The following is a 4787-nucleotide window of genomic DNA, read 5'->3' on the forward strand; positions in this document are numbered from 1 at the left end:
CATAGATGGCTCCCTTCAGTCGGATGTTTCGCCCCCCGTCCGGGTCGGCAATGCTGATACTGCTTTTCGTGGTGCGCACCACCTCAAAACCTGACTGTTCCAGCGCCTCAGTGACGTCCTGACGGGTTTTCAGCTCGCCGGACGAAGCAAGGGTCAGCAGTCCGCGCGTGATGGCTTCTGCGGCCTCCTGCTTCGTTTTCGGCAGTCCGGACGGCGTGACCAGCGCCCGGCGGTTTTCCGGCGCGTTCGGGTCGTGCAGCCCCAGTCTGCCGTTCACGATGGTCTGCCAGGCATCGATGCGCGGCCGGTCGGCGCGGTCGTAGTACGGCTGGAGCCGCCTGCCGGTCAGCAGCTCGGTATTGGGGATCAGAAAGTTCAGCTCCAGACGCCCCTTGTCCGCGTGCTCCACCCACAGAATGCTGTACTGATCTTTATCGAGTCCGGGCATCAGAACCCGCTCGAAGCTGGCCATCAGTTTTTCCCGCTGGCCGGGAGGCAGATCGGCCTCCGCAAACGACAGGACGCCGGAGGTGTATTTCTTAACGTAAGGCGACGCGTCAATCAGCTCCCGGACTTCTTCCGGCTTCCCCTGCAGGACGGTGGCGCCTTCACGCTGCCGGTCTTTACCCAGCAGATAGTCCACCGGCCCGGCGCCACCGCCGCGGCCGCGCGGATGAAATTTAACGATCATCGTCCGTTCCTTTCTCAAGAACGGCGTGCCGCAGCCGCTCAAGGCCGGCATCGATGGCCATCAGCGCCGCCACAATCTGTACCCTGTCATGGCCGGTGCCGCCGCCGGCGTTAACACGGCGGGCTATCTGGTTCAGGTTATTGCCCATGCCGGCAAGCTGGCGCAGCAGCGCCGGCGAGAGTGAGGGGAGCTTTCCGGAACGTGCCGGCTTTTCGTCCAGGCAGATCTGCCGCATCCACGCCGCCAGCTGCCTGCCGTCACAGCGCTCGAGCAGCCGCCGGTGCTCGTCCTCCGTCACCCACATGGTGAGCATCTTGCTCCGTTTCTCTGACAAACCGGCCTCCTGATAACGCCGGGACGGGCGGGAAAGCCTTTCCCGGTCGGCGCGGGGTTGGACAAGCCGCAGGCGCGTCAGGCTGTTGGCGGGTTTCGGGGCGCAGCCCTGAACCAGTCACGAGCGCTAGCGGAGTGTATACTGGCTTACTATGTTGGCACGGATGATGGTGTCAGTGAAGTGCTTCATGTGGCAGGAGAAAAAAGGCGGCACCGGTGCGTCAGCAGAATATGTGATACAGGATATATTCCGCTTCCTCGCTCACTGACTCGCTGCGCTCGGTCGTTCGGCTGCGGCGAGCGGAAATGGCTTACGAACGGGGCGGAAATTTCCTGGAGGATGCCAGGAAGAAGCTTAACAGGGAAGCGAGAAGGCCACGGCAAAGCCGTTTTTCCATAGGCTCCGCCCCCCTGACAAGCATCACGAAATCTGACGCTCAAATCAGTGGTGGCGAAACCCGACAGGACTATAAAGATACCAGGCGTTTCCCCCTGGTGGCTCCCTCGTGCGCTCTCCTGTTCCTGCCTTTCGGTTTACCGGTGTCACTCCGCTGTTATGGCCGCGTTTATCTCATTCCACGCCTGACACTCAGTTCCGGGAAGGCAGTTCGCTCCAAGCTGGACTGTATGCACGAACCCCCCGTTCAGTCCGACCGCAGCGTCTTATCCGGTAACTATCGACTTGAGTCCAACCCGGAAAGACACAACAAAACGCCACTGGCTGCGGCCATTGGTAAGAGGGTGTACAAGAGATTACTGATGCAGAGTTCTTGAAGTCAGAGCCATACTGAGGCTAAACTGGAAGGACAGAATTTGGTTTCAGCGGTCTTGTACACCCTGTTACCACGGTTCAGAAGTTCCCCAACTTACTGAACCCTCGAAAAAACCGCCTCCCCAGGCGGTTTTTTCGTTTCGAACATAAGATACGCTTTGTCGATTTAATCAGTCAAGGAAGAACCCTGAAAGCCTCAATCGCTTACAGAATTATTCTTGTTAGAGACATGTTTCTGCACCGTATCAACACCAGTACACAAAACAGCTGCAAACAGGAACCATCCCCACCCATCTAGGCCACGAACAGCAAGAACCCCAGCAATGACTACACAAAGCAAAGGGAACAACAAAATCATAAAGGCTCTCATAAATCCTCCAGAGGTACTTATTTTTGAATAAAGTCCCTAATCCATCCATATTGCCACTAGGATGGATTAGTAACTTACTTATTGATTACTAATGGTAATCTTCAAGATCAACGTCTAAGACGTTTGGTTCTTCCACCTTGAAAACCACCCTCCAGTTTCCGTTAACCTCTACGGAAAACTCACCTTTACGTTCACCTTTTAGGGGGTGACACCCCAGCGCCCTTACATCCACAATATCTTGAAGACATGTTGCGGTGCTTAGCGTAGTCAATATCATGCGAAGTTTTTTCGCTAAGTGAGGCTGAATTCCGGCGGTGTTACCGTTTTCAGCAAAACTCCGAAGCCCTTTATGCTTTATGTTTTTTATCATCAATCATCTCCATAAAATTTTCGTCGATATCTATCTCTATAAACAGAAAACAATTTGACAGCGTCCATTTGAACCCCTTGCATTATTAAAATAATTGACGTAACTTTGTCTCTGAGGTCGATTACCTCGTTTGACTTCCAAGAGCGCTAACCGTACAATATGGCGCCTTGAAAAAGTCGGTAAAGACACCATATCAGCGGTAGCTTTCTGCTCCACCGAGCATCCTAAAGCTTACTGCTTTTTTTGTCAATAACAGACACTTGCGTATTGTGCAATGCGCAACGCGAAAGAAACAAAATGTTTTGTGTAATCAAATACAAAACCAATAGAGGAAGGCATGATAAATCTTTACGATCCTGTACACCCCGGTGAATTCATCAGGGAAATGTTCATGGAACCGTTCGAAATACCTGCCGCAGAGTTAGCTGATAAGCTTGAAGTATCACAATCTGCATTAAGTAGATTGCTCAATGGAAAAACTGATCTTAGTTATGAGATGGCTCTTCGACTATCTAAAGTTATAGGCCGCTCTGCAGAGTCGTGGGTTAATATGCAGGCTCAGTACAGCCTCTCGAAAAGTCGTAAGACTTTATCCGAGACGCTAGAACACCTTCATCCGATGTTTCCATAAGTAAAAGCCCGCTCGTGCGGGCTTTTTGCCGTAAAACCCCCGCATACCTACCTTTAGTTTGATTTTTAGTTCAGTTCTTAGATCTTGAAATGATTGTTGTTTGAACACCAATAAGATGCCCATACAAGGCTCTAAAAAGGAGAACAAAATGGCAATTTATGTAGGACCACATGGCAAAATAGGTCGTGATGGTGGCTCATTCCAAGAATGTGACATCAACACAAACACTCATACTGTTACCCGCAAATATGGACGATACTGCACCATTCGCGATAATGAGTTCGCACCACCAACGAGCGCACCTGGCAGGTACTGGCTACAGATCTACCGAACCCCAGACAACACTGAGTAACAGAAGCGCCAGTAACGACAAAGCCCGCATAAGCGGGCTTTGTCTCTTACAAAATTCCTCGTCGTCGCAATTCAGCTTCTATCGCCTCACATGCGGCATCCACAATCTCCGTGTTGTAGTACCTGGACATGCCACTGCTAATGATATCGTCCATTAGGGCACGGTTATGAGCTAAGGTACGTCGTAAGTATTCAGGGGTATGTTGCTCCATCGGATTCTCCTTTTCATGACTGAGCATTATTGCTTACCTGTATTTATCCCCGTCAGTGCTGGTCACGTTGAAAAGCCCTAAAAAACCACTTTTTTAGCTGCCTTAATCATTGAAAAATGGCACTTAAATCCACATCTATCGCGCTGGGGAAATCGCCCGCACACAGCCACTGATAAAATAAAAGTGAGATAAAATGGATCCAATGGATAAGATTTGCGATGTTTGTGCCCTCCCTGCCAGCGCCTGTACCTGTGGCTTCTGCGATGACTGCAACGAGAAGCTGGCAGACTGCGTCTGTGAGCGCTGCAGCGATTGTGGAAATTTAGATGAGCACTGTAGCTGCTCACGTTGCGACGAATGCGGTGAAAAACTGGATGAGTGCATATGTGAGGAGTGCGAAGAATGTCTCCGCAGTCCACATGATTGTATCTGCGAAAACTGACCTAAGGCCGAATTCTCTTTCAAGAGCGACCGGGACGGTCGCTCTTATTTACCATAACATCCGTTGCCCGCACCGCTGAAACGGGGTTGGCTGCGTTTCCGGTGCCAGACGCGAGAAAGTGGCGACAGACATAACGAAAAAACACCAGAAACGCAGCCGCTGAATATTACACTGGTGCATAGTCATGCAGCCAGATGCATGGATGTTAAAGTCACACTAAAATCCGCGCCAATGCCTTAAAAACCGACAAATGCTTCTCCAGCCAGTCCCACAGCTCCGCCGCCAGATACAGGCAGTTAAGCAATGATTCAATAAGATTTAACAGCTTCATTTCCCGCTCCTGAATAAGTCGTGACCTTTTTGATCACGAACCTATTTAGCGGGAGAAGTAAGAGCCCCTCTTCGTGCGGGTTGTCAGCTGCCTGGATGGTTTAAAGTGTCGGCCCGCGGTAGGTTTTCTGCGGCTGGCGCTCCAGCTCCAGTGTTTTCTGATACTCATTCTCCCTGTGCCGGAGCTCGATGGCATTCAGTTCCCGGACAAGCGGCGCAGCTGCTCGCTTAAACTCAGCACCTGCGTGCTCAAGTCCGACACGCGCTCGTTCAGCACCGCGTTCT

The 4787-nt window shown here is 51.6% G+C and carries 5 protein-coding genes; 1 reads left to right on the plus strand and 4 read right to left on the minus strand.

Annotated features, from left to right (window positions below; genetic code table 11):
- The 3 genes from mbeA to ACOTX4_RS25430 form a co-directional block, all read right to left on the minus strand.
- Positions 1 to 691: plasmid mobilization relaxase MbeA (gene mbeA, locus ACOTX4_RS25420; RefSeq protein WP_421635494.1), on the minus strand; the 691-nt coding region annotated here is incomplete at its 3' end.
- Positions 681 to 1025, minus strand: coding sequence for a MobC family plasmid mobilization relaxosome protein (locus ACOTX4_RS25425; RefSeq protein ID WP_031603520.1), 345 nt, complete (start codon positions 1023 to 1025; stop codon positions 681 to 683). The genes ACOTX4_RS25425 and mbeA, both read right to left, overlap by 11 nt.
- A 1229-nt stretch (positions 1026 to 2254) precedes the next feature.
- The gene (locus ACOTX4_RS25430) at positions 2255 to 2536 is read right to left on the minus strand and encodes a type II toxin-antitoxin system RelE/ParE family toxin (RefSeq protein ID WP_000594459.1); all 282 of its coding nucleotides are present in this window, start codon (positions 2534 to 2536) and stop codon (positions 2255 to 2257) included.
- A gap of 337 nt (positions 2537 to 2873) precedes the next feature.
- Here ACOTX4_RS25430 and ACOTX4_RS25435 point away from each other — a divergent pair, with 337 nt between their 5' ends.
- Positions 2874 to 3167, plus strand: coding sequence for a HigA family addiction module antitoxin (locus ACOTX4_RS25435; RefSeq protein ID WP_000609279.1), 294 nt, complete (start codon positions 2874 to 2876; stop codon positions 3165 to 3167).
- Positions 3168 to 4698: 1531 nt separating this feature from the next.
- Here the strand turns inward: ACOTX4_RS25435 and ACOTX4_RS25440 are convergent.
- Positions 4699 to 4787, minus strand: an 89-nt coding sequence (locus ACOTX4_RS25440) for an MbeD/MobD family mobilization/exclusion protein (RefSeq protein ID WP_407600048.1), incomplete at its 5' end; no start/stop codon positions are given.

Origin of the sequence: Enterobacter cloacae complex sp. IR5459, from assembly GCF_049238005.1 — a bacterium.
Taxonomy (GTDB): domain Bacteria; phylum Pseudomonadota; class Gammaproteobacteria; order Enterobacterales; family Enterobacteriaceae; genus Enterobacter; species Enterobacter hormaechei_C.

Bases quoted from the DNA above. Each gene is read 5' to 3' on its own strand.
- ACOTX4_RS25430 (WP_000594459.1), bottom strand. From the start codon at position 2,536: ATGATAAAAAACATAAAGCATAAAGGGCTTCGGAGTTTTGCTGAAAAC.
- ACOTX4_RS25435 (WP_000609279.1), top strand. From the start codon at position 2,874: ATGATAAATCTTTACGATCCTGTACACCCCGGTGAATTCATCAGGGAA.